The organism is Kitasatospora sp. NPDC004745, from assembly GCF_042873275.1.
In the GTDB taxonomy this organism is placed as follows: Bacteria; Actinomycetota; Actinomycetes; order Streptomycetales; family Streptomycetaceae; genus Kitasatospora.
In genome coordinates, this window is record NZ_JBIALK010000001.1 from 71,472 (window position 1) to 96,544 (window position 25,073).

The following is a 25,073-nucleotide window of genomic DNA, read 5'->3' on the forward strand; positions in this document are numbered from 1 at the left end:
GACGAGGCCGCCGGTGCCGCGTCCGCCGAATCCGCCGCCGACGAGGCCGCCGGTGCCGGGTCCGCCGAATCCGCCGCCGACGAGGCCGCCGGTGCCGGGTCCGCCGAATCCGCCGCCGACGAGGCCGCCGGTGCCGCCGAGGCCCGTGCCGTCACCGCCGCCCGGGACACGCTGCGGGCCACCCCGCACCGCGGCCTGACGTACGGTCTGCTCCGGCAGGCCGGCCGGCTGCCCGAGCGCACGGCGCCGATCGCCTTCAACTACCTGGGCCGGTTCGACACCGACCGGCGCGGGCCCTGGCGGCCGCTGCCCGGCACCCTGCGGGGCGAGGCCGACCCGGCCCTCGCGCTCTCGCACGTCCTCGCGGTGGACGCCTTCGTGGAGGCGGGCCCGGACGGGTCGCGGCTGCGGGTCGAGTGGGCCTGGCCGGCGGGCGTGCTGGACGCCGCCGCCGTGGGCGGCCTCGCGGCCCGCTGGGAGCGCGCGCTGACCGCCCTGACCACCACCGTCGCGGCGGCCCCCGTCGAAGCCGTCCCCGCCGCACTCGCCGGCGGTCCCGCTCGCGAGCCCGCCGCGGCCGCGGCCGCCCCCGCGCACCCCGCCCCCGCGCACCCCGCGTCCGACGGCCCGTCGGACGCCGCCCCGCCCGCCACCGCCGCGGACGCCGAGGCCCTGCCCGCCACCCCGCTGCAGAGCGGCCTGCTCTTCCACTCCCGCTACGCCGTCCGCGACGGCCGCCCCGACCCGTACCTCGTCCAGCTCGCCCTCGACCTCACCGGGCCGCTCGACCCGCAGCGGCTGCGCGAGGCCGCCCACCGGCTGCTCCGCCGGCACCCGCACCTCGCCGCCGCCTTCACCGCCGACGGGGACGGCCCACCGCGGCAGGTCGTGCCCGCCGCCCCGGCGCCGCCGCCCTGGCGCACCCTGGACCTCACCGGGCGGCCGGCGGGGGAGCGGGCCGAGGCGGCCCGGCGGCACGCGGCGGAGGACCTGCGGCCGTTCACGCCGGACGCGCCGCCGCCGGGGCCCGCCCTGGTCCGCTTCACGCTGCTCCGGCTGGCGGCCGACCGCTGGCGGCTGGTCTTCACCCACCACCACCTGCTGCTGGACGGCTGGTCGGTGCCGATCGTGCTGGGCGAGCTGTTCACCCTGCACCAGGGCGGTGAGCTGCCCCCGCCGCCCGCCTACCGCGGCTACCTCGACTGGCTGGCCGCCCGCGACACGGTGGCGGCCCGGGCCGCCTGGCGCACCGCCCTGGCCGGCGCCGAACCCACCCGGGTCGGTCGCGCCGGGGCGGCGGACCCGGCCGGAGCCCCGTCCACGACCGTCTTCACCCTCGCCCCGGAGCTGGCCGCCGGGCTGCGGGCGCGGGCCGCCGACTGGGAGGTCACCCTCGGCTCCCTGGTCTCGACGGCCTGGGCCCTCGTGCTGTCCCACCTCACCGGCCGGGACGACGTCCTCTTCGGCACCACCGTCGCCCAGCGCCCGGCCGAACTTCCCGGCGCGGAGCGGCTGGTCGGCCTGCTGATCAACACCGTCCCGGTGCGGGCCCGGCTGCACCCCGGCGAGCCGCTGCCCGGGCTCGCCGCCCGGCTCCAGCGCGAGCGCACCGCGCTGCTGGACCACGAGCACCTGGGGCTCGCCGAGATCGAGGAGGCCGTCGGGGCCGGCCGGCTGTTCGACAGCTCGCTGGTCTTCGAGAACTACCCGCTGGACGAGGAGGGGGCCCGCGAGCCCGCGCCGGGGCTGCGGATCGACCGGGTCGAGCCGTCCGACGGCACCCACTACCCGCTGTCGCTGGTGGTGCTCCCGCGCCGGGGCGGCCTCGACGTCCGGCTCCAGCTACGCCCCGCCGAACTGGACGGGCACATCGACGCGGACCGGGTCCGGGGCCTGTTCACCGCCGCCTGCGCCGTCCTGGCCGGCCCGGGGGCCGGGGCGCTCACCGCCGGCCGGGTCGACCTGCTGTCGCCGGTGCAGCGCGCCGGCCTGCGGGCCTGGGGCACCGGCCCGGCGGCCGCCGCCGAACCGCCGTCGATCGGTGCGCGGTTCGAGCGGCTGGCGGCCGAGCACCCGGACCGGGTGGCCCTGCGGTACGGCGGCGGCGCCGGTGCGCCCGGCACCACCACCTACGGCGCGCTCAACGCCGCGGCCAACCGCCTGGCCCACCACCTGGCCGGGCTCGGCGTCCGGGCCGGGACGCGGGTCGCCCTGCGGGTGCCGCGCTCCCCGGAGGTGCCGGTGGCGGTGCTGGCGCTGGCCAAGCTCGGCGCGGTCTGCGTCCCGCTGCACCAGGGGTTCCCGGCCGCCCGGGCGCGCGAGCTCGCCGCCGGGGCGGGCACCGCGCTCCTGCTGGACGCCGACGGGCTGGCGCGGGCCCGCAGCTCCGGCGCGAGCACCGCGAACCCCGGGACGACGGTGCCGCCGGACGCCGTCGCCCAGCTGCTGCACACCTCGGGCTCGACCGGTCGGCCGAAGGGCGTCGCCGTCACCCACCGCGCCGTCCTGGCGCTGGCCGACGACCCGCTCTGGCACGGGCCGGACCACGACCGCGTGCTGTTCCACTCGCCGCACGCCTGGGACGCCGTGGTCTACGAGCTGTTCGCACCGCTGCTGACCGGCCGCCAGGTCGTGGTGGCCCCGGCCGGGGAGCTGGCCCCGGCGGACTACGCGCGGGTGGTCGAGCAGGGCGGCGTCACCGCGGCCTGGCTCACGGCCGGCCTGTTCGACCTGCTCACCGAGCAGATCCCGGCCGCCCTCGCCCGGCTGCGGCTGATCTGCACCGGCGGCGACGTCGTCCCCCCGGCGGCGCTCGCCCGGGCCCGCCGGGCCGCCCCCGGTCAGCGGCTGCTCGACCTGTACGGCCCGGTGGAGAGCACCACCTTCGCGCTGGGCCACGAGCTCCCGCCCGGCCCGGTCCGCGAGGACCAGGCCGTCCCCGTCGGGCGCCCGCTCGCCGGGACGCGGGTGCTGCTGCTGGACAACGCCCTGCGCACCGTGCCGCCCGGCGTCCCCGGCGAGGTCTACCTGGCCGGGGCGGGCCTGGCCGAGGGCTACCACGGCGCGCCGGCGCGCACCGCCGAACGCTTCGTCGCGGACCCGTACGGCCCGCCGGGCGGCCGGCTGTACCGCACCGGCGACCTCGGCCGCTGGGACGCCGCCGGCCTGCTGCACTTCCTCGGGCGCGCCGACCGGCAGCTGAAGATCAACGGTTTCCGGATCGAACCGGGCGAGATCGAGGCCGCGCTGTGCGCCGAGCCCGGGATCACCGCCGCCCGGGTGGTGCCGCACGGCAGCGGTCCGGCCGGGCGCTCCCTGGTCGGCTACCTGGTCGCCGACCGGCCGGTGGCCGTCGCCGAGCTGCGCCGCCGGCTCGCCGACCGGCTGCCGCGCCACCTGGTGCCGGCCGTGCTGGTCCCGGTGGAGAGGCTGCCGCTGGACCCGAACGGCAAGGTCGACGCGGCCGCGCTCCCGGCGCCGCCGCGCCCGGCCGCAGAGCCGGCCCGCACGCCCCGCCGGGAGGTCCTGGCGGCCCTGTTCGCGGAGGTGCTGGACGCCCCGGCCGTCGCCGCGGATGACGACTTCTTCGCCCTCGGCGGCAACTCGATCGCCGCGATGCGGCTGACCGGCCGGATCCGGGCCGTCCTCGGCGTCGACCTGCCGCTGCGCGAGCTGTTCGACGCGCCCACGGTGGCCGCGCTGGACCGCCGGCTCGACCGGGCCGCCCGCCCGGCCGCCGCCGCACCGGGCCCGCCCGATCCGGCGGACCGGCCCGCCCGGCTGCCGCTCGCCCCCGCCCAACTGCGGCTGTGGACGGCCGGCTACCTGGGCGAGCACCGCCCGGACCACCTCACCGCGCTGGCCCTCGACCTCACCGGGGAGCTGGACGCCGCCGCGCTGACGGCCGCGCTCGGCGACGTGGTGGCCCGGCACGAGGCGCTGCGCACCGTCCTGCCGTACGGCCCGGACGGCCCGGAGCAGCGCGTCCTCGACCCGGCGCAGGCCCCGGCCGCGCCGCAGCGCGAGGACGTCCCGCCCGAGCTGCTGGACGAGCGGATCGCCGCCGGACTCGACCGCGGCTTCGACCTGTTGACGGAGCCGCCGCTGCGCACCGCACTGCTGCGCAGCGGCCCGGACCGGCACACCCTGCTGCTGGTGCTGCACCACGCGGCGGTGGACGGGCACGGCCTCCGACCGTTGCTGGCCGACCTGCGGTCCGCCTACCGGGCCCGGGCGGGCGGCCGGGCCCCGGCGTGGCCGGCCCCGGCCGTCCAGTTCGCGGACTGCGCCCTGTGGCTGCGCGGGCGGCTCGGCGAGGAGTCCCGGCCGGACGGTCCGGCCGCTCGCCAGGAGGCCCACTGGCGGGCCGAGTTGGCGGCCCTGCCGCCGTGGCGGGGGCTGCCGGAGGCGACCGGGGTGCCGGGCGCCGCGCCGGGTGAGGCCGGCACCGTGCGGTTCGCCCTCGACGCGGCGGCGCACCGGCGGCTGGCCGCGGCCGCCCGGGCCTGCTCGGCCGGCACCGGGATGCTGTTGCAGGCGGCGTTCGCCGCCGCCCTGGGCGACCTGGGCGCCGGTCGCGACCTGGCGCTCGGCGTGCCGCTGGCCGGCCGGGACGACGAGGCGCTGGACGGCGTGGTCGGCTGCCTGGTGAACACCGTGGTGCTGCGGGTCGACCTGTCCGGCGCCCCGGACGCCCGCACCCTGGTCGGCCGGGTGCGGGAACGGTTGCTGGCCGCGCACGCCAACCAGGACCTGCCGTTCGACCGGGTGGTGGAGCTGCTCAACCCGCCCCGGGAGGCCGGCCGCCAGCCGCTGTTCGGGGTGGCGCTCTCCCATCTGGTGCGGCCCGCCCCGCCCGGTGCGGACGTGCGCTGGACGGACGCCCTGACGGCCGTCGAGCGGCCCGTCCCGGCCACCCGCACCGCCGTCGACCTGCTGCTCCAGCTGGTGGAGCGGCGTGCCGCGGACGGCTCGCCGGACGGGCTGGAGTGCACCCTGGTGCACGCGCTGGAGCGCTGCGACGGCCCGTCCGCCGGTCGGGTGGCGGCCGCCTTCCGGCGGCGGGTCGCCGCGTTCTGCGACGCGTTGAACGGCCCCGACACGTTGAACGGCCCCGACGAGCCCCGCTGCCCCGACGAGCCCCGCTGCCCCGACGAGCCCCGCTGCCCCGACGAGCCGCGCCGCCCCGACGAACGCGCCGCCCCGGCCGGTCGGGCGACGCCGCCGGTCCGCGAGTTTCCCACCACCACTGAGACGAGGTCCCGATGAGCAGCACCAACCCCTTCGACGACGAGCAGGGCGCCTTCCTGGTCCTGGTGAACGAGGAGAACCAGCACGCGCTCTGGCCCGCCTTCGTCGAGGTGCCCGCCGGCTGGCGGAGCGTGTTCGGCGAGGAGACCAGGCAGGCCTGCCTGGACTACGTCGAGAAGCACTGGACCGACCTGCGCCCGCGCAGCCTGGCCGAGGCGATGGACGCCCGCGTCGACTGAGCCCGGCCGACCGGTTCCATCAGGGCTGTTCCGCCCTGGCTTAAGGATCTTCCGCCCCCTGAACGGGAACTGACAGCATGTCAGGGACGGGCGCGGGGCCGGCCCGTAGCGACGCGGTGCGGCGCGCCCGGGTTCCCCCACACCCGGCCGCGCCGCCCGCGGACCGGCCCCGGAGCCCCGCAGGCACCCGATCGCCGCCCGTCCGGGCCGAGCGAGCCCCGCCGCCCGACCTCCCGATCCCTCACAAGGAGTCACCGATGACCGCCGCCACACCGCGGGCCGAGCGCACCGCCCGCCCCCGGCACTACCTGATGTGCCGCCCCACCCACTTCGAGGTCAGCTACGCGATCAACCCGTGGATGGACCCGGCGAAGCCCGTCGACACCGGGCTCGCCGTCGCGCAGTGGGAGCGGCTGCACGCCCTCTACCGGGAGTTCGGCCACCGGGTGGAGCTGATCGACCCGATCCCCGGTCTGCCGGACATGGTGTACGCCGCCAACGGCGCCACCGTGGTGGACGGCAAGGTGCTCGGCGCGCGCTTCCGCAACGCGGAGCGGGCCGCCGAGGGCCCGGCCTACCTGGAGTGGTTCCGCTCGCACGGCTACGCCGACCGGCACGACCCGCAGCACGTCAACGAGGGCGAGGGCGACTTCCTGGTCACCGCCTCGTACGTGCTCGCCGGCCGGGGCTTCCGCAGCACGCCGGCGGGCCACGAGGAGGCGCAGGAGTTCTTCGGCCGCCCGGTGATCGGCCTGCAGCTGGTCGACCCGCGCTACTACCACCTGGACACCGCGCTGGCCGTCCTGGACGGCGACGAGGTGATGTACCACCCGGACGCCTTCTCCTCGGGCAGCCGGGCGGTGCTGCGCCGCCTCTTCCCGGACGCGGTGCTCGCCGACGCCGACGACGCGGCCGTGTTCGGCCTCAACGCGGTGAGCGACGGCCGGCACGTGTTCCTGCCGGAGGCGGCCACCGGCCTCGCCGTCAAGCTGCGCGAGCGCGGCTTCGAGCCGATCGGCGTCGACCTGTCGGAGCTGCTCAAGGGCGGCGGCAGCGTCAAGTGCTGCACGTTGGAGCTGCGTCACCGCGACTGACCGGCCGTCCGCCCCGGGGCCCTCGGTGGCCCCGGGGCGGACGTGCGCCCGGGCCCGGCGCCCACGAGGCACGCCGCACCCGCGCACCCCGTACGCCCGGCCCGCGCCGCGCACCCGGCCGGGGCGGGCACGATGACGCCGACGGGCCGGGGGCGCCCCCCCCCGCCCCGGCGCCCCCCCCCGGGGGCCCCCCCCCCCCCCCTCCCGCGCCGCCCCCCGCCCGCCCCGGCCCGCCCCCCCGGCCCGGGGCCCCGCCGCGGCCCCCGCCGGCCGCGCCCCCGGCGGGCGGGGGGGCCCCGTCGCCGCCGGGGCCCGGGCGGCAGGCGGCGGGCCGGGGCCCGCCCGCCCGGTCGGCGTCCCGCCCGGCCGGTAGCGCTCAGCCGGCCCGCGGCGCGCCCGGCCGGGAGCCCTCGACCCAGCGCTTCAACAGCGCCGCCGCCGCGCCCGAGTCGACCGCCTCGGCGGCCCGGGGCAGCACCGCGGCCAGCCGCTCGGACACCGGCCGCCGCGACGGCTCCAGCGCGGCCAGGCCGGCCGCCGCGGAGAGCAGGACGGCGTCGCGCACCGGCCCGCGCGCGCCGTCCAGGACGGCCCGCACCACCTCCGCGTTGTGGGCCGCGTCGCCCCCGCGCAGCGCGTCCGGAGCCGCGGTGGGGATGCCGAGCCCGCGCGGGTCGAGCCGCTCCTCGACGACCTCCCCGCCGGTCGCCGACCAGACCGTCGAGGTGGTGGCGACGGACAGCTCGTCGAGGCCGTCGTCACCCCGGAAGACCAGCGCGTCGACGCCCTGGCGGGCGAACACGGCGGCGATCAGCGGGCCCAGCCGCGGGTCGGCGACGCCGACCGCCATCGCCGTCGGCGAGGCCGGGTTGGTCAGCGGGCCCAGCGCGTTGAACGCCGTCGGCACGCCCAACTCGCGCCGGGCGACGGCCGCGTGGCGGAAGGCGGGGTGGAAGGCCGGGGCGAAGCAGAAGCCGATGCCGACCTCGCGCACCGAGCGGGCCACCTCCTGCGCCGACAGCTCCAGGGCGATGCCGAGCCGCTCCAGGACGTCGGCCGAGCCGGAGGCCGAGGAGGCCGAGCGGTTGCCGTGCTTGACCACCCGGGCGCCGGCCGCGGCCGCCACGATCGCGGCCATGGTGGAGACGTTGACGGTCTTCGCGCCGTCCCCGCCGGTGCCGACGATGTCCAGCGTCGGCCCGGGCACGTCCACCCGCACGGTGTGCTCGCGGGCGGACCGGACCAGCCCGTCGACCTCCTCGGCGGTCTCGCCCTTGGCCCGCAGCGCCACCAGGAAGCCGGCCAGCTGCGCCGGGGCCGCCTCGCCGCGCATCACCCGGTCCATCGCCCAGCCGGTGTCGGCGGCGCTCAGGTCCGTTCCGGCGATCAGTGCCGCGAGCAGCCGCGGCCAGTCTCGCGTGTCAGAATTCCCAGTCACGGGGCACCCGTTTCCGCTCGTCGTTTCCCGGTGGCGCGGTCAGCGGCCGACGCCGGCCGCGAGGAAGTTCTCCAGCAGTTGCATCCCGCCGGTGGTGGTGATGCTCTCGGGGTGGAACTGCACCGACTCGATCGGCAGGCTGCGGTGGCGCATGCCCATGACGTAGCCGTCGTCGTCGGCGGTGGCGGTGAGTTCCAGCTCCTCGGGCAGCGGCGAGGTGACGATCAGCGAGTGGTACCTGGTCGCGGTCAGGCTGTTGCCGAGGCCCGCGAACAGGCCGCGCCCGTCGTGGGTGACGGTGCTGGTGCGGCCGTGCATCAGCCGGTCGGCGACCTCGACCCGGCCGCCGAAGGCCAGCCCGATCGCCTGGTGGCCCAGGCAGACGCCGAGCAGCGGCACCCGCCCGGCGAAGTGGTGGACCAGCTCGACGTGCCCGGAGGCCGCCGGGTGGCCGGGGCCGGGGCCGAGCACGACCGCGTCCGGCCCGGAGGCCGCCAGCTGCTCCGGGGTGCGGGTGTGCGAGCGGACCACCTCGGTGTCCGCGCCGAGCGCCCGCAGGTACTGGTCGATGATGTGGACGAAGCTGTCCCGCGCGTCCACCAGCAGAACCTTCACGCCGTCAACTCCTCACCCGTCAGGGCCCAGTAGGCGGCGCCCAGTTTCGCCAGCGTCTCGTTCCACTCGCCCTCGGGCGTGGAGTCGGCGACGATCCCCGCCGAGCTCTGCACGGAGTACACCGCCCCGTCGTGCGCGATCGTCCGGATGCACAGCGCCAGTTCGCTCCAGCCGCCGACGTCGATCAGGCCGACGGCGCCCGCGTAGGCCCCGCGCGGCTCCCGCTCGATCTCGTGGATGATCTCCATGGCGCGCAGCTTCGGCGCGCCGGTCATGGTCCCGGCCGGGAAGGTCGCGCACAGCGACCGCCAGACGTCGGCGTCCTCCTCCAGCTCGGCGCTGACCGTCGACACCAGGTGGAAGACGTGCGAGAAGGTCTCCACCACCATCAGGTCGTCGGCGGCCAGGGTGTGCGGGCGGCAGACCCGGCTGATGTCGTTGCGCGAGAGGTCGACCAGCATCACGTGCTCGGCCTGCTCCTTGGGGCTGGCGAGCAGCGCCTTGATCCGCCGCTCGTTCTCCTCCTCGTCCGCGTCGCGGCGGGTGGTGCCGGCGATCGGGCGCATCACGATCCGGCCGTCCTCGATCCGGAACAGCAGCTCGGGGCTGGCCCCGATCAGCGTGCCCCCGCCGTTCGGCAGCAGGTACATGTGCGGGGAGGGGTTGCGCGAGCGCAGCCGCCGGTAGACCTCGACCGGGGTGAGCGCGGTGCGCACGTCGATCCGGTGGCCGACCTGGATCTGGTAGATGTCGCCGACCCGGATGTGCTCCAGGCAGCGCTCGACCCAGCCGTGGAAGGTGTCGCGGTCCACGCTGTCCTGCACCGACCGCGGGCGGACGGCGGGCGGGCACGCGGCCGGCGGGTCCTGCCAGGCGGCCTCCCGGGCGGCGCCCGGGACGTCGTACCGGCCCTGCCCGTCGAAGGCCGGGCAGTCCGCGCTCAGCAGCACCGGCGGTCCGGCCGGGTCGTAGCGGACGGCGTCGCGGAAGAGCGTCAGCACGGCGTCCGGGCGGGCCGGCGGCTGCGCCCGCGGCGGCAGGTCCTCCATGTGCCAGGCGGCGTCGTAGCCGAACCGGGCGAGGAAGCCGAAGTGGAAGCGGTCGCCGGGCAGTTCCCGGTCCGGGGCGAACAGGGCCTGCGCGCGCCGCAGGAACTCCCAGGTCCTGGCCGGGTCGTCGGCCGCCAGCCGGCCGGGGGCGCCGGCGGCGGGGGCGAGGCCCGCGGCCAGGGCGGCCGCCCGCAGGCCCGCGGCGAGCTCCGCCGCGCCGTCGATCTCCAGGTGGGAGCCGTACAGCCGGATCTCGGCGAGCCGGCCGCAGCCGACGACGGCCGGTCCGCCCGGCCGCCCGGACTCGGTGAGGCTCTCCAGCAGGTAGACCTCGTCCTGACCGTGCCGCCGGCTCAGCCGGGTGTACAGCTCCAGCGGGTCGTGCGACGGCAGCGGCACGGCGCCGAGCCGGACGGCGAACGGAGGGTGCGATGGCGCGTCTGGCATCGGAATCCTCATCGTGAAAGGCCGGCTGGGTACGGCCGGTGGACGAATGGTCTCCAGTCAATCCGTTGTTCCGGGAAGGCGGTCAGACCAGTTCTCCGGTGCGGAGGCAGGCCAATTCGTCGACGCTTGACCTTCTTTCCGCGGCCGGGCTGCAATGAGCGGGCCAGCGATTTCCGTTCCCATCCGAGGGCCGTGATGAATCGAATTCCGCAGACCGGAGCACGTGCCGCCTGGCGTTCCCTCCCGGCGGCCCAGCAACCGCAGTGGCCGGACCGGGCGGCGCTGCGCGAGGTGGTCGCCGACCTGACGGCCGCCCCGCCCCTGGTCCTCGCCGAGGAGTGCGACCGGCTGACCGACCGGATGGCCGCCGTCGCCCGCGGCGAGGCCTTCGTCCTGCAGGGCGGCGACTGCGCCGAGACCTTCGCGGGCCTCACCGCCGACGCGGTCACCGCCAAGCTGCGCACCCTGCTGCAGATGGCCGTGGTGCTGACCTACGCGGGCGGCGTCCCGGTGGTGAAGGTCGGCCGGCTGGCCGGGCAGTACGCCAAGCCGCGCTCCCAGCCGGACGAGACCAGGGGCGGCGTCAGCCTGCCCTCCTACCGCGGTGACGCGGTCAACGGCCCGGACTTCACCGAGTCGTCCCGCCGCCCGGACCCGGCCCGGCTGCGGCGGATGTACGAGGCGTCGGCCGTCACCCTCAACCTGGTGCGCGGCTTCGCGGCCGGCGGCAGCGCCTCCCTCTACCAGGCGCACCAGTGGAACCGGGGCTTCCTGGAGGACTCCGCCGAGGGCCGGCGCTACGAGGAGCTGGCCGACGGCGTGGACCGCGCGCTGCGCTTCCTGCAGGCCTGCGGCTGCGACCCGGCCGGGCTGCTGGAGGCCGAGTTCTTCGCCAGCCACGAGGGGCTGCTGCTGGACTACGAGCAGGCCCTCACCCGCACCGACCCGCGCACCGGGGCGGACTACGCGACCAGCGGCCACCTGCTCTGGCTCGGCGAGCGGACCAGGGGCCTGGACGACGCGCACGTCGCCTACTTCGCCGGCGTCCGCAACCCCGTCGCCGTCAAGCTCGGCCCGGCGACCACCGCGGACGAGGTGCTCGGCTACGTCGACCGCCTCGACCCCGAGCGCCGCCCCGGCCGGCTGGCCTTCGTGGCGCGGATGGGCGCCGGCCGGGTGCGCGAACTGCTGCCGCCGCTGGTCGAGAAGGTCGCGGCGGAGGGCGCGCAGGTCGCCTGGATCTGCGACCCGATGCACGGCAACACCGTGCAGACCGAGGACGGCCGCAAGACCCGCCGGTTCGACGACATCCTCGACGAGGTGGCCGGGTTCTTCGCGGTGCACCGGGAGCTGGGCACGCACGCGGGCGGCATCCACGTGGAGCTCACCGGCGACGACGTCACCGAGTGCCTCGGCGGCGGGGACGGGGTGCGCGCCGAGGACCTGCACCACCGCTACGAGACGGCCTGCGACCCGCGGCTGAACCACCGCCAGTCGCTCGACCTCGCCTTCCGGGTCGCGGAGCTGATGAAGGGCTGACCCCGGGGGCGCCGGGGGCCCCGGAGCGCGATCGTGCCCGCCGGCGCCCGGTGCCCCCGGCGGCACGCGACGGCCGGGGCGGTGCGCGCCGACCCCGGCCATTCGGCAATTCCCCCCGCAATTCGGTCCCGCCACCCCGGTGGGCGGGTGCGGGGAACAGGCCTGCCGTCGGCGTGTTTTCAGGAGAACTGAAATTCGTTGACCCGTTGACGAGCCCGTCCTTAGAGTGCCTTGCGATCTGCGCCTGTTCCTCTGGGGGGAGTGGAAACGGTGGGGCACCGACCTGATTCCGGCATACGCCACGACGGCGGCGGGACACCCGTGCCGTCGGTCGCCTTCCGCATCCTCGGACCGCTGGAGGCGCTCGTCGACGGGCGCCCTCTGAACCTCGGCGGGATCCGCCAGCAGACGGTGCTCGCCGCCCTCCTGCTCGACGCCAACCGGGTGGTCAGCGTGGAGCGCCTGGTCCGGGCGCTGTACGAGGAGGCGCCGCCGGCCACCGCCCGCGCGCAGCTCCAGATCAGCGTCTCCGCGCTGCGCCGGCTGTTCGCCGCGCACGGCCTCTCCGACGTCATCACCACCCACCCGCAGGGCTACCTGATCGGGGTGGCGGACGACCAGCTCGACCTGCTGCGCGCCCGCGCCCTGGTCGGCCGGGCGCGGCCGCTGCGCGACCGGGGGCGGCGGGCCGAGGCCGCCGAGCTCTTCCGCGAGGCGCTGGTGCTGTGGCGCGGCGACCCGCTCGGCGGCCTGCCCAGCGAGGTGGTCCGCTCCGCCGCGACGGCGCTCACCGAGCAGTGGGCGGCCGCGACCGAGGAGCGCCTCCAGCTGGAGCTCGCGCTCGGCCGGCACGGCGAGGTCGTCGGGGAACTCCTCTCCCTGGTCGACGAGTTCCCGCTGCGGGAGCGGCTGCGCGGCCAGCTGATGCTGGCGCTGTACCGCTCGGGGCGGCAGGCGGAGGCGCTGCGGGTCTACCGCGACGCCCGGCAGTGGATGATCGACGAGCTCGGCGTCGAGCCGGACCCGCGGCTCAAGCGGCTCGAGCACGCCATCCTCGCCACCGACCCCCGGCTCGACCTCCCCGGCACCGGCCCGTCCGCCGCCCCGGCCGGCCGCCCGCCCGCCGGCCCGCCCGCCGCCACGGCACCCACCGCCCCCGCGGCCCCCGTCACCGTCCCCGAGATGCTCCCCGCCGACCTGGCGGACTTCACCGGCCGCGAGGACCTGCTCGCCGGGCTGCGCGAGCGGCTCCTGCTCGGCTCCCACGAGCAGTCCCGGCTGGCCGTCCCGGTCGTCTCCGTCGTCGGAAAGGCCGGGGTCGGCAAGACCGCCCTGGCCGTCCACGCCGCCCACCAGATCGCCGCCGAGTTCCCCGGCGGGCAGCTCTTCGCCGACCTGCACGGCGCGGCCCCCGACACCGTCGGACCGGCCCAGGTCCTGGAGCGCTTCCTGCGGGCCCTCGGCGTCAACGGCACCGCCGTCCCCGAGGGCCTGGAGGAACGGGCCGAGATGTACCGCGCGCTGCTCGCCGAACGCCGCGTGCTGATCGTCCTGGACAACGTCGCCACCGAGCACCAGATCACCCCGTTGCTGCCCGGCAAGCCCACGTCGGCGGTGATCGTCACCAGCCGGCGGCACATCGGCAGCCTCGCCGGGGCCGTCCGGGTGGACGTGCCCACCCTCGCCCCCGGGCAGTCGGCCGAACTGCTCGGGCGGATCGCCGGCCCCGGGCGGGTCGCCGCCGAGCCGGCGGCCGCCGCGGCGCTGGCCGAGCTCTGCGGCCACCTGCCGCTGGCGCTGCGCATCGCGGGTGCCCGGCTCGCCGCCCGGCCGCACTGGGAGCTCACCGAGCTGGCGGAGCGCCTGGAGGACGAGACCCGCCGGCTCGACGAGCTCAAGTACGCCGACGTCGGCATCCGGGCCGGCCTGTCGCTGACCTACGACGGCGTCAGCGAGGACGCCCGGCGGCTGCTGCGCAGGCTCGCCCTGGTCGACGAGGGGCCGTTCTCGGCCTGGGTCGGGATGGCGCTGCTCGACCTGCCCGAGCACCGGGTCCAGGACCTGATCGACGAACTCTCCGACGCCCAGCTGCTGGACGCCGTCGCCGCCGCGCCCGGGCGCCACACCCAGTACCGGCTGCACAACCTGATCCGGGTCTTCGCGCGCGAGCGCCTGGTGGCGGAGGAGGGCGCCGAGGCCCGGGAGGCCGCGCTGACCCGGGTGCTCGGCTGCTTCCTCCACCTGCTGGTCGAGGCGCGCCGGCGCGAGTACGGGCGGGACGTGCTGATCCGCGGCCGCGGCACCGCGCTGCACCCGCTGCCCGACCGCACGGTGGACCGCATCCTGGCCGAACCGCTGCTGTGGTTCTCCCGGGAGCGCCCGATGCTCGTCGCGCGGGTCAGACAGGCGGCCGTGATGGGCCTCACCGCGCACTGCTGGGAGCTCGCCGTCACCGCGGTCACCTTCCTGGAGACCCACGGCCGGCTGGACGACTGGCGGGTCACCCACGAACTCGCCCTCGCCGCGGCCCGCAAGGGCGGCGACCGGCTCGGCCAGGCCGCCACGCTGCACTCGCTCGGCTCGCTCGCCCTGACCCGGCAGAACTTCGCCGCAGCCGAGGAGCGCTTCCGGCAGGCCGCCGGGATCTTCACCGAGCTCGGCGACGACCTCGGCTCCGCGCTCACCGCCCGCGGCCTCGGCTACCTGGCCCGGGTGGACGGCCGGCCCGACGAGGCGACCCGCCACTACCAGGCGGCCCTCACCGTGCTGCGGGCCGGCGGCGACTCGGTGGCCGTCGCCTACGTCCTGCACAACCTCGCCCAGCTCAGGCTGGGGGCGGGGGACGAGACCGGGGCCGCCGAACTGCTCGACGAGGCACTGCGGTTGAGCCGGGAGGGGCGCGGGCGCCGGGTCGAGGCGCAGGTGCTCCACCGGATGGGCCAGGGCCACCTGGAACGCGGGGACCACGACCGGGCCCTGGAGGCCTTCTCGCAGGCCCTCGACGTGGTCCGGCTGATCGGCGACCACACCGGTGAGATCTACGCGCTGCACGGCATCGGCGCGGCCCGGCACCGGCTCGGCGAGACGGGCGAGGCCGCGCACGCCCTGCACCGCGCCCTGGTCCTCGCGGAGGCCGCCAATGAGCGCCTGATCATGGGCCGGATCCTGGTCACCCTGGGCGAGTTGGCGCTCGGCACCGGCGAGGCCGAACGGGCCGCCGAGCACCTCAGACGGGCCCGGCTGGTGTTCCGGCTGATGCGCACACCGGCCGAGGAGGCCCGCACGCTCGACCTGCTGCGCGCGGCCCGGCTGGCCGCCGGTCAGCCCGGGCCGGCCGGGCCGGCCCCTCCGACGGAGGCCGGGCCGGACACCGCCCGGCCCGGGCGGTGGGCCCGGCCGGACCCGAGGGCCCAGCCGCCGCGGCCCGCCCGCCCCGTCCGGTCGGCCTGCCCCGCCCCGCCCGGCCCGGCGGCCCAGCCCGGGCGGCCCGGCCAGCCCGCCGGCCCCGCCCAGCCCGTTCACCCTCCTCAGCCCGTTCAGCCCGTTCAGTCGGCGACGAACGCCACCGCGTAGTGGTTCAGCGAGAGGGTGAGGTTCACCCGGTGCCCTGACCCGCCGTCGGGGATCCGGAAGGTGGCCGCCACCTCGGGGTGCGCGGTACAGAGGCCGAGTGCGGTGAAGTACCGGTCGACGTCGAAGACCAGCCGGTAGAGGCCCCGCCCGCCGTCCGTCCCGCCCCACTCGTCGATCCGGCCGCTCGCGTCGGTCCTGCGCTCGACCACCGGCACCCACTCGTCGTCCACGAGCGACTCCAGCCGCGCGTCGAGTCCGGCGGCGGAGCGCCCGTGGACGCCGTCCAGCGCTTCGACGATGACCTTCCCCATGCTCAGCCCACCCGTTCCACGCGTGACGACGGCGACGACCTGCGCGGTCCACCCGGAATGTCGGCCATGAATAACCACTCCTTACCTCAGTACACGATGCATCGGGAAAAGGGCGCGTCGAGCCTATTGTCGGGAGCCGCGCTATCGGCCCGCCATCGAATGCTTATTTGTTCGAAAAGTCTTGACGGGTGCTCATTCCCGCCCAGTAAAGTCACCGCTGCCAGCCACATTCACCCGCCGCCGCACACCGCGACCCCCGTCCGGGCGTCCGTCCGGTGGCGTTCCCGAAAGAGGCGGAAATACCCATGTCCTCGAAATCCGTCCCCACCGCACGACGGCTCCGGGTGTTCGACTCGACGCTGCGCGACGGCGAGCAGGCCCCCGGCAACGCGATGAACCCCGAGCAGAAGCTGGAGCTGGCCCTCGCCATCGAGGCCACCGGCGTCGACACCATCGAGGCCGGCTTCCCGAGTTCGTCACCGCGCGACTTCGAGGCGGCGAGACTCATCTCGGGGGCGCTCACCACCGCCAAGGTGGCCACCCTCAACCGGGCGGTCCGCTCGGACATCGAGCTGGCCGCCGAGGCCGCCGGCACCGGCCACCAGATCCAGATCATGGCCACCGGCAGCGACGTGCACCTGGAGCACAAGCGCGGCCTCACCCGCGCCGAGGGCCTCCACGAGATCGTCGACAGCATCCGGTTCGCCCGTGAGCTGGGCTTCACCGACATCACGCTCGGCCTGGAGGACGCCAGCCGGGGCAGCGACGACCTGCTGCGCCCGATGATCGAGGCCGGCATCGCCGAGGGCGCCCGCACGGTGGCGCTCGCCGACACCACCGGCTGCCTGCTCCCGGCCGAGTTCGGCGCGCAGGTCGCCCGGGTCCGCTCCTGGATACCCGACGACGTCATCCTGTCCACCCACTGCCACCAGGACCTCGGGCTCTCCCTCGCCAACGCCCTGGCCGGCGTCGCGGCGGGCGCGGACGAGGTGCAGGCCACCATCGCTGGCATCGGCGAGCGCGCCGGCAACACCCCGCTGGAGGAGCTCGCCGCCGTGCTGCTCTACAAGGGCGAGCAGCTGGGCGTCACGAGCGTGCTGCGCACCGAGAAGTTCTACCCGGCCTATCAGCTGCTGGCCCGCATCATCGGAATGTCCACCCCGCGCAACAAGGCCATTTTCGGCGAGAACGCCTTCGCCACCCAGGCCGGAATCCACCAGGCCGGCATGCTGCGCAATCCGGTGACCTACGAGTACGTCGAACCGCACAGCTTCGGCCGGGAGCGCGGAATCCTCATCGGCCGGCACTCCGGGCGCACCGTGGTCCGCAACCTGTTCGACCAGATGGGCCTCGGCGCCGAGCGCGACCTGCTCGACGAGATCTACGACACCTACATCGCCGACCGCGCCGACGGCACCTGCGTCGAGCTCGGCGAACTGCGCGAGATCATCGCCGGCCGCCTGCGCCGCACCGCCGACGCCGCCGGGATGGCGGTGGCCGGGCGATGAGCGGCACCGCGCGCAACCTGATCGAGAAGGTCTGGGAGAGCCACGTCGTCGACCGGGCCCCGGGCGAGCCCGACCTCCTCTACATCGACCTCCACCTGCTCCACGAGGCCAGCTCCCCGCAGGCCTTCGACGGCCTGCAGCTGGCCGGGCGCCGGGTCCGCCGGCCCGACCTCGCCCTCGCCCTGGAAGACCACAACGTGCCCACCAACACGCTGCTGGTCAAGGACGCGATGGGCAGCGCCCAGCTGGAGCGGCTGCGCGAGAACTGCGCCGAGCAGGGCATCGAGCTCTTCTCGCTGGGCGACGACCACCAGGGCATCGTCCACGTGGTGGCGCCCGAACTGGGCTTCGTGCGCCCCGGGATGACCGTGGTCTGCGGCGACAGCCACACCTCCACGCACGGCGCCTTCGGGGCGCTCGCCTTCGGCGTCGGCACCAGCGACGTGGAGCACGTCCTCGCCACCCAGACGCTGGCGCTCCCGCGCCCCCGGACGATGGCCGTCGAGTTCCTCGGCGAGCCGCCGGCCGACGTGACCCCGAAGGACCTGATCCTCGCCCTCATCGCGCACATCGGTGCCAACGGGGCCAACGGCTACGCGATCGAGTACCGCGGCCGGGCCGTCGAGAACCTCTCCATGGAGGGGCGGATGACGGTCTGCAACATGAGCATCGAGGCGGGTGCCCGGGCCGGTCTGATCGCCCCGGACGACACCACGCTGGACTACCTGCGCGAGCGCTGGGCGGACACCGACGCCGACTGGGACGAGGCCGAGCTCCACTGGCGCTCGCTGCGCACCGACGAGGGCGCCGCCTTCGACCGCGTCGTCGAGCTGGACGTCACCGGGCTGCGGCCGTTCGTCACCTGGGGCACCAACCCCGGCCAGGCCGTGCCGCTGGACGGCGCGGTGCCGGCGCCGGAGACCTTCGCGACCGCCGCCGAGCAGCAGGCCGCCCGACGGGCCCTGGAGTACATGGGCCTGGAGCCGGAGGTCGCCCTGCGCGACGTGCGGATCGACACGGTCTTCCTGGGCTCCTGCACCAACGGCCGGATCGAGGACCTCCGGGCCGCCGCCGACGTGCTGCGCGGCCGCAAGGTCTCCGACGGCATCACCATGCTCGTCGTCCCCGGCTCGATGGCCGTCCGGGCCCAGGCCGAGGAGGAGGGGCTGCACAAGGTGTTCCTGGACGCCGGCGCGCAGTGGCGGCTGTCCGGCTGCTCGATGTGCATGGGCATCAACGCCGACCGCCTGCAGGGCATCCAGCGGGTCGCCTCCACCTCCAACCGGAACTACGAGGGCCGGCAGGGCACCCACGCCCGCACCCACCTGGTCTCGCCCGTCGTCGCCGCCGCCACCGCCGTCGTCGGCCGGCTGGCCGCGCCGACCGAGCTGTGAGCGCCGCCGGGCGCACCAGCCCGACCCGTCCGTCCGCCCGGATCCGTCCGTCCACCCGGATCCGTCCGTCCGACCCGACCGCGCCGACCGCGCGCACCGACCAGCAGGGGGCACAGGCATGAGGGAGCCGCTCACGGCGCACACCGGACGGGCCGTCGCGCTCTCCCGGGACGACGTCGACACCGACCAGATCATCCCGGCCGAGTTCTGCAAGCGGCTCACCAAGTCCGGCTACGCCGACACCCTGTTCGGGCACTGGCGCAAGGAGCCCGGGTTCGTCCTGAACCAGCCGCAGCACCAGGACGCCAGCGTCCTGGTGGCGGGCCACAACTTCGGCACCGGCAGCTCCCGCGAGCACGCCGTGTGGGCGCTGCGCGACTGGGGCTTCCGGGCCGTCATCGCCACCAGCTTCGGCGACATCTTCCTGCGCAACGCGCTGAAGAACGGCCTGCTGGCCGTCGCCCTGCCGGTGCCCGTCGTCGCCGACCTCGCCGAACGGGCCCAGGCCGACCCGGAGTTCGGGATCACCGTCGACCTCGAGGCGCTCACCGTCACCGCCGCCGGCGGGACCTGGGAGTTCGAGGCGGACCACCGCGCCCGCTGGCTGCTGCTCAACGGCCTCGACGACATCGACGTGACCCTCCGCAAGGCCGACGCGATCGCCGCCTTCGAACAGCGCCGCCCCGCCTGGATGACCAGCATCACCCGCGGAGCCCTCTCCTCCCCGGAGGCGGCGCGCAGGCGCCGGGCCTCCTGACCACCGGCGCCCGCGGCGCCCCCGCCCGAGACACCGGGCCGTGCGGCGGTGACCCCGCCCGACCCCCGGCCGGCCCGGCCGGCCCGACCCGGAACCGGCCGGCCCCACCCCAGAAACGGTGAGACCCATGACCAAGACAGTGACCGTCATCCCCGGTGACGGCATCGGACCCGAGGTGACCCAGGAGGCCCTGGAGACCATCGACGCGCTGGGCCTGGACCTCGCGTTCGACGTCCTCGACCACGTCAACGCCGACACCTACCTGCGGACCGGGGTCTCCCTGTCCGACGAGGACTTCGAACGGATCAGGGCCAGCGACTCGGTGCTCTTCGGCGCCATCGGCGACCCCCGGGTGAAGACCTCGGACTACGGCCGCGGCGTCCTGCTGCGCCTGCGCTTCGACCTCGACCTCTACGTCAACCACCGCCCCGCCACCCTGCTGCACGAGCGGCTGAGCCCGCTGCGCGACGACCGGACCCGCGGCATCGACGCCGTGATCGTCCGGGAGAACACCGAGGGCCTCTACACCGACATCGGCGGCGTGCTGCGCGGCGGCACCGAGCACGAGATGGCGATCGACGCGGACGTCAGCACCCACATGGGCGTCTCGCGGGTGATGGAGTACGCCTACTCGATCGCCGAGCGCGGCGTCTGCATGGTCGACAAGTCCAACGCCGTGCGGCACGGCGGGCAGGTCTGGCAGCGGGCCTTCCGGGCGGCCGCCGACCGCAACCCCGGCATCCGCTCCACCCACCTCTACGTCGACGCCGCGGCGATGAAGCTGATCTCCGACCCGTCGCAGTTCGACGTCATCGTCACCAACAACTCCTACGGCGACATCCTCAGCGACCTGGCCGCCATGCTGGCCGGCGGTCTGGGCAACGCCGCCTCCGCCAACATCAACCCGGCGACCGGGTTCGGCCTGTACGAGCCGGTGCACGGCAGCGCGCCCGACATCGCCGGCCGGGGCATCGGCAACCCCTTCGGCGCGATCCTCAGCTCCGCGCTGATGCTGGAGCGCCTGGGCTGGGCGGCCGAGGCGAAGGCGGTCCAGCTGGCCGTCGGCACCGCCGTCGGGGAGGGCGCGTGCACCCCGGACCTCGGCGGCACCCTCGGCACCAAGGAGGCCGGCGCCGCGGTCCGGGCCGCCCTCAGGGCCTGACGCACCCCCACCGGCCCCCTGCCGCCGCCGTGGTCGCCCCACCGACCACGGCGGCCGCCGCGGTCGGTGCGCCGCCTCGACGGGCTCGTCCTAGCCCCAGGGGTTGTGCTCGCCCGACCGGTGGTCGGCGCGGACTCCGGCGGCCCGGAAGGCGGCGGTGCGGGCCACGGCGGTGCGGAACGCGGTGTGCTCGGTCATCTCGAACTGACTCCAAGTCCTGACGGCGGCCGGTCGGCAGCGGGGTAGGGACGGCTGCAGCCTGGCAGCCCCGGCCATCGGCCCGCTATCGACGCCGGCCGGCGCGCCCGCCCGGGCCCCCGCCGACCCCCACGGGGCGGATCGGGTGACGCGGGTTTGGCCACGGGGCCGCCACGGAACGACTTCCCACCGCACCGGCCGCAGCACCAGGCTGCCGCCCGGACCCGAGGGGTGGCAGGCATGGCCTCCGCAGGTTCCCAGGGAGGTCCCCCGCAGGCGCGGGCCCTCGTGCTCGCCCGCCGCCCCAAGCTCTGGATCGTCCCCGCCGTCCTGTGCGGGCTGGTGGCCGTGGTGCTCTCGCTGCTCTACATGGGCGGCATCGTCAACCCGGTCGGGCAGCTGCACCGGCTGCCGATCGCCCTGGTGAACGCCGACCGCAACGCGCCCCCGCCGGGCCGGGAGACGAACCTCGGCACCGAGCTGACCCGGGCCGTCGTCGCGAACACCCCGGCCGGCACCGTCGACTGGCGCCAGGTCGACCCGGACGAGGCGAACGAGCAGCTGGCCACCGGCAAGGTCTACGGCGCGCTGGTCGTCCCGGCGGACTTCACCCCCGCCGTCGAGGCACTGGCGGCCGGGCGGGCGACGGAGCAGCCCACCCTGACGGTGCTGACCAACCCCGGGCTCGGCAGCCTCGGCTCCTCGCTGGCCTCCCAGACCACCCAGGCCGCGGCCCACCAGGCCTCGCTGGCGGTCGGCAAGCAGCTGACCGCCGCCCTGCCGCCCGCCGGGGACCAGGGCACGGGCGGGCCCGACACCAGCCCCACCGCGCGGCTGCTGCTCGCCGACCCGCTCGCCGTCACCACCCGGGTCGGCCACCCGATCGGCACCCACAGCGGGCTCGGCCTGACCGCCTTCTACTACACGCTGCTGGCCGTGCTGATGGGCTTCATCGGCGGCAACATCATCCACAACGGCGTCGACACGGCGCTCGGCTACAGCGACAGCGAGCTCGGCCCCTGGCACACCCGGCGGCCGACCGTCCCGATCAGCCGCACCCAGACGCTGCTGCTGAAGATGGTCATGACGGCTGGGATCACCCTGCTCACCACCACCCTGGTGATGCTCTGCTCGATCACCCTGCTCGGCATGGACGCCCCGCACCAGGGACTGCTCTGGGTGTTCGCCTACTGCGCCAGCCTGGCCGTCGGCCTCGGCGTCCAGGCGATCAACGCGGCCTTCGGCGGCATCGGCCAGCTGGTGTCGATGTTCGTCTTCATCGCGTTCGCGCTGCCGTCCTCCGGGGCGACCATCCCGCTCCAGGCGGTGCCCGGGTTCTACCGCTTCCTGGCGACCTTCGAGCCGATGCGCCAGCTCAGCGACGGCATCCGGGCCATCCTCTTCTTCGACGCCCGGGCGGACGCGGGCCTCACCCGGGCCTGGATCATGATCGTGATCGGCACCGTGCTCGCGCTGGCCTTCGGCTTCGGGATGACCCGCTACTACGACCGCAAGGGCCTGCACCGCTGGACCCCGCAGGCCGGGTGAACCGGCCGCGGGCGCCCAGCCCCCGGCCTCAGCGGCCGATCGACAGCACCACCGCGCTGGTCCCGCCCCCGGGCGTCTGGTAGTCCACGGTGTCCCCGGCGCGGTGCCCGAGCAGCGCCCGGCCGAGCGGACTGTCGGCCGTCACCAGGTTCTGCTCCAGGTGCTCGGCGAGCTCCCCGACCGCCACGGTCTCCCGGGTGCCGTCCGCGAACCGGAGGGTCACGGTGGAGCCCACCCCCACCACGTCGGTGGCCGGCGGGCCCGCCACCTCCGCCTCGTGGAGCCGCAGCTCCAGCTCGGCGATCCGCCGGTCCAGCCGCAGCACGTCGGAGGCCCGCTGCAGCTCGTCCGCCGCGTCGGCCCGGTCGCCGACCGGGTCCTCCGCGCGCAGCGTCGCGGCGGCCCTGGCCCGCTCGGCGCGCAGCTGCGCCAGGTCCTCCTGCACCGCCCGCAGGCCCTCGGGACTGATGGGCTCGGGACCGCCTGTCATACCTGCTCCCGGGATCGCTGGTCGTCCGCTCACCGCACGGCGCTCTCCATTACCGCACCGCCCCGGACCCCCGGCAACTCCTTCCGGAGGACCTCCCCCTCGGCCCGGCACCGGAGCAGCGGCCGCCCCGGGGCGCGGTCGGCACGGCGCCGGAACGGCTGCCGGACGGGGGACCCCCTCCCTGCGGACGACCGGGTGGGGCCGGGTGTCACCGGGCGGGCGACGCCGGGTGTCGGCGCGCGAGCGACGCCGTCGGGACGACCGGTTCGAGGAAGACACTGGGCGTGCCGTGCCAGGACACGTGCAGGGCCTCCCTCGCCCGCGTGCACGCCACGAAGAGCAGGCTCAGCTCCCCGTTGAGGTCCTCCTGGTGCTGTTGCGGGTCGGTGTCCACCGGGGTGATCGCGCTCCGCATGGGCACCAGGCCGTCGCTCACGCCGGCCACGGCGACGTAGCGGAACTCCAGCCCCTTCATCCGGTGCATGGTGCCGACCCGGACACCGGGCGCCGGCGCGTTGCCGAGCAGCCAGGCCGGCGTCCCGGCCCGCTCCAGGGCCTGGGTGATGTCACGGCCGAGCCGGGCGGTCCGGGCGGCGACGCCGATGTCCTCGGGACTCACCCCCGAGGCGGTCCACTCCCCGACGCGGGCGACGAGGGCCCGGATCTCCTCGGCCTCGTCGACGTGGCCGTGCGTCTCGGGGCGGGCCCCGTGGAGGGTCGAGTGGTAGCCGGCGAGGGACTCCTCCCCGCCGTCCATGTCGTCGGGGCGCTCACCGGTGAGCAGGGACGCGGACCAGCTGAGGATCTCGTGCGTCGTCCGGTAGTTGATCCGCAGCCGGGAGGACCGCCCGACCACCTGGATCCCGAGCGAGCGCAGCGAGACCTTGTTCCCGTAGATCCGCTGGTGCGGGTCACCGGCGAGGAACAGGTCGTCCGGCCCGGGCGCGACGACCGCGCGCAGGAACCTCCACTGCGCGGGGTGCAGGTCCTGCGCCTCGTCGATCACCACGTGCCGGAACGGGCGTTCGTCCTGCTCGTCGAGCACCCGCGCGGCCTGCGCGCAGACCTGCAGGAAGGTCCACTCCCCGGCCTGCCGCAGCTCCTCCTCGAACGCGGCCACCGCCCGCCACAGCTGGGCCTTCCTCAGCGGGCCGAGGGCCGTCCCCCGGCCGGACCGGGACGCCTTCAGGTACTGCTCCGGGCTCTCGATCGCCTGGGCCAGGACGACCTGCCGCCACTCCTGGTCCAGGAAGACGTCGGTGAAGTCGACCCCGAGCCGGTCGGCGATCCGGCCCCAACGGGCGAGGACGGCGCGCTGGTTGAAGACGATCTTCAGCGGGGCGCCGCCGCGCGAACGGCGGAGGACCTCGTTCGCCAGCGCGTCGACGGTGACCACCCGGACCTTCGCCCTGGCCCGCTCGTCCGTGACGAGCAGCGTGAGGCACCGTTCCAGCTCCGCGGCGAGGTCCTTGGTGAAGGTGGTCAGCAGAATCGATCCGTCGGGTGCGTCCGCCGGCAACCGGCGCGCCAGGTGGTAGGCGCGGTGCAGGGCCACCACGGTCTTGCCGGTCCCGGGCCCGCCGGTGACGCGGGCGGGCCCGTTGTAGGAGTCCCGGTAGGCGATCCGGTACTGGGCCGGGTGGAGGAAGATCCGCCACGCGTCGAACGGGCGCTCCAGGATCTCCAGCAGCTCCTCGGGGCAGGACACCAGGGCGACCCGGCCGCGTGCGTGGGCCATCGCCGAGACCAGCCCGTCCTCGGGCTGCGCCGCGCTCACCGGGGCCGCCGTCCGGGCGTAGGCCTGGACGATCTCGCGGTCGACCTCCTCCGGCTCCATCCCGCTCGCGAGGCCGATCAGCACGTCGAACTGCTGCTCCGGCAGGACCCGGTGGAGCGCCTCCAGGTGGGCCTCGTCGGGGAGCAGCCGGATGATCGGCAGGATCTCCTCGTCGACGCCCAGGCTGCGCAGGACCTTGTCGGAGCGGTCGGCGAAGAGCCGCCGGGGCTCGTCGGTGGCAGCGGCCTTCAGGGACTCGGTCGCACGCTCCAGCGCGACGTCGTTGCGTATCTCGATGCCCTGGGTGGCGGTGTTGACCGAGCCCCGGTGCTTGCACGCCCAGTCGTTGGCCTTGTCGTGGGGGAGGACCTTCAGCAGGAGGTAGCCGTCACCCTCGTCCTCCTTGAGGACCACCCCGCGCCAGAAGGCGGTGATCCGGATGGTCCGGATCCGGGGATCCCGCTGGTGGGCGAGCTTCTCCAGGTGCAGGCCGGCGTGCGTGGCCCCGGTGAACTTCTCGAAGGCCTCGAACACCCGCCGCTGCACCGGCTTCTCCAGCGCCGTGAACTCCAGCAGGAAGTCCCGGTGCATCCCCAGCGTCGCCACGCGTCCCCCTCGTTGCGCGACTCGGTCGGTCGGGCGGTGTGCCCACTGTACTGGCCTGGACGATCACTCGGGCCGCGT

At 75.9% G+C, this 25,073-nt stretch carries 16 protein-coding genes; 10 read left to right on the plus strand and 6 right to left on the minus strand.

Going from position 1 to position 25,073, the window contains the following annotated elements; all coding sequences use genetic code 11:
* The 3 genes from ACFYUY_RS00175 to ddaH form a co-directional block, all read left to right on the plus strand.
* A partial coding sequence (locus ACFYUY_RS00175) for an amino acid adenylation domain-containing protein (protein WP_387896695.1) occupies positions 1-5,268 on the plus strand: 5,268 nt, incomplete at its 5' end.
* Positions 5,265-5,489, plus strand: a complete 225-nt coding sequence (locus tag ACFYUY_RS00180) for an MbtH family protein (RefSeq protein ID WP_387896697.1) — start codon at positions 5,265-5,267, stop codon at positions 5,487-5,489. The genes ACFYUY_RS00175 and ACFYUY_RS00180, both read left to right, overlap by 4 nt.
* Before the next feature lie 257 nt (positions 5,490-5,746).
* Positions 5,747-6,583, plus strand: a complete 837-nt coding sequence (ddaH, locus tag ACFYUY_RS00185) for a dimethylargininase (RefSeq protein ID WP_360214110.1) — start codon at positions 5,747-5,749, stop codon at positions 6,581-6,583.
* Positions 6,584-6,959: 376 nt separating this feature from the next.
* Here the strand turns inward: ddaH and trpD are convergent, their stop codons facing one another.
* The 3 genes from trpD to ACFYUY_RS00200 are packed head-to-tail and all read right to left on the minus strand — an operon-like array spanning position 6,960 to position 10,132.
* The gene (gene trpD / locus ACFYUY_RS00190; protein ID WP_363362805.1) at positions 6,960-8,021 is read right to left on the minus strand and encodes an anthranilate phosphoribosyltransferase; all 1,062 of its coding nucleotides are present in this window, start codon (positions 8,019-8,021) and stop codon (positions 6,960-6,962) included.
* A gap of 39 nt (positions 8,022-8,060) precedes the next feature.
* Positions 8,061-8,636, minus strand: a complete 576-nt coding sequence (locus ACFYUY_RS00195) for an aminodeoxychorismate/anthranilate synthase component II (RefSeq protein ID WP_360223147.1) — start codon at positions 8,634-8,636, stop codon at positions 8,061-8,063.
* Positions 8,633-10,132 carry an anthranilate synthase component I family protein gene (locus tag ACFYUY_RS00200; RefSeq protein WP_360223150.1) on the minus strand — a complete coding sequence of 500 codons (1,500 nt, stop codon included), beginning with the start codon at positions 10,130-10,132 and terminating at the stop codon, positions 8,633-8,635. Before ACFYUY_RS00200 ends, ACFYUY_RS00195 begins: the two co-directional genes overlap by 4 nt.
* Positions 10,133-10,327: 195 nt before the next feature.
* On the opposite strand from ACFYUY_RS00200, the gene ACFYUY_RS00205 reads away from it, so the two are divergent.
* Together ACFYUY_RS00205 and ACFYUY_RS00210 are read left to right on the plus strand one after the other, a co-directional pair.
* Positions 10,328-11,671, plus strand: coding sequence for a class II 3-deoxy-7-phosphoheptulonate synthase (locus ACFYUY_RS00205; RefSeq protein WP_360223153.1), 1,344 nt, complete (start codon positions 10,328-10,330; stop codon positions 11,669-11,671).
* 321 nt (positions 11,672-11,992) lie between these two features.
* Positions 11,993-15,244 carry a BTAD domain-containing putative transcriptional regulator gene (locus ACFYUY_RS00210; protein WP_387896699.1) on the plus strand — a complete coding sequence of 1,084 codons (3,252 nt, stop codon included), beginning with the start codon at positions 11,993-11,995 and terminating at the stop codon, positions 15,242-15,244.
* Here the strand turns inward: ACFYUY_RS00210 and ACFYUY_RS00215 are convergent.
* Entirely contained in the window at positions 15,217-15,555 is a 339-nt protein-coding gene (locus ACFYUY_RS00215) for a hydroxyisourate hydrolase (protein ID WP_360223449.1), read from the minus strand. The genes ACFYUY_RS00210 and ACFYUY_RS00215 overlap by 28 nt on opposite strands.
* A gap of 305 nt (positions 15,556-15,860) precedes the next feature.
* On the opposite strand from ACFYUY_RS00215, the gene ACFYUY_RS00220 reads away from it, so the two are divergent.
* The 5 genes from ACFYUY_RS00220 to ACFYUY_RS00240 all read left to right on the plus strand — a co-directional run bounded on the left by ACFYUY_RS00220 (position 15,861) and on the right by ACFYUY_RS00240 (position 22,122).
* Positions 15,861-17,063 carry a pyruvate carboxyltransferase gene (locus ACFYUY_RS00220; protein ID WP_360223447.1) on the plus strand — a complete coding sequence of 401 codons (1,203 nt, stop codon included), beginning with the start codon at positions 15,861-15,863 and terminating at the stop codon, positions 17,061-17,063.
* Positions 17,060-18,457: a 3-isopropylmalate dehydratase large subunit gene (gene leuC / locus ACFYUY_RS00225; protein WP_387896701.1), complete on the plus strand. Its 1,398-nt coding sequence runs from the start codon at positions 17,060-17,062 to the stop codon at positions 18,455-18,457. The genes ACFYUY_RS00220 and leuC overlap by 4 nt, the downstream gene beginning before the upstream one ends.
* A gap of 118 nt (positions 18,458-18,575) precedes the next feature.
* Positions 18,576-19,214, plus strand: coding sequence for a 3-isopropylmalate dehydratase small subunit (leuD, locus tag ACFYUY_RS00230; protein WP_387896703.1), 639 nt, complete (start codon positions 18,576-18,578; stop codon positions 19,212-19,214).
* Positions 19,215-19,341: 127 nt separating this feature from the next.
* On the plus strand, positions 19,342-20,376 hold the full coding sequence (locus ACFYUY_RS00235) for an isocitrate/isopropylmalate family dehydrogenase (protein WP_360222064.1): 1,035 nt from the start codon (positions 19,342-19,344) through the stop codon (positions 20,374-20,376).
* A gap of 438 nt (positions 20,377-20,814) precedes the next feature.
* Positions 20,815-22,122, plus strand: coding sequence for a DUF3533 domain-containing protein (locus ACFYUY_RS00240; RefSeq protein WP_360222061.1), 1,308 nt, complete (start codon positions 20,815-20,817; stop codon positions 22,120-22,122).
* A 28-nt stretch (positions 22,123-22,150) separates the two neighbouring features.
* On the opposite strand, the gene ACFYUY_RS00245 is transcribed toward ACFYUY_RS00240, so the two are convergent.
* A complete protein-coding gene (locus ACFYUY_RS00245; protein WP_387896706.1) occupies positions 22,151-22,612 on the minus strand; it encodes a GreA/GreB family elongation factor in 462 nt (153 codons plus the stop codon).
* A gap of 208 nt (positions 22,613-22,820) precedes the next feature.
* A complete protein-coding gene (locus tag ACFYUY_RS00250; protein WP_387896708.1) occupies positions 22,821-24,995 on the minus strand; it encodes a UvrD-helicase domain-containing protein in 2,175 nt (724 codons plus the stop codon).
* Positions 24,996-25,073 lie beyond the last annotated feature (78 nt).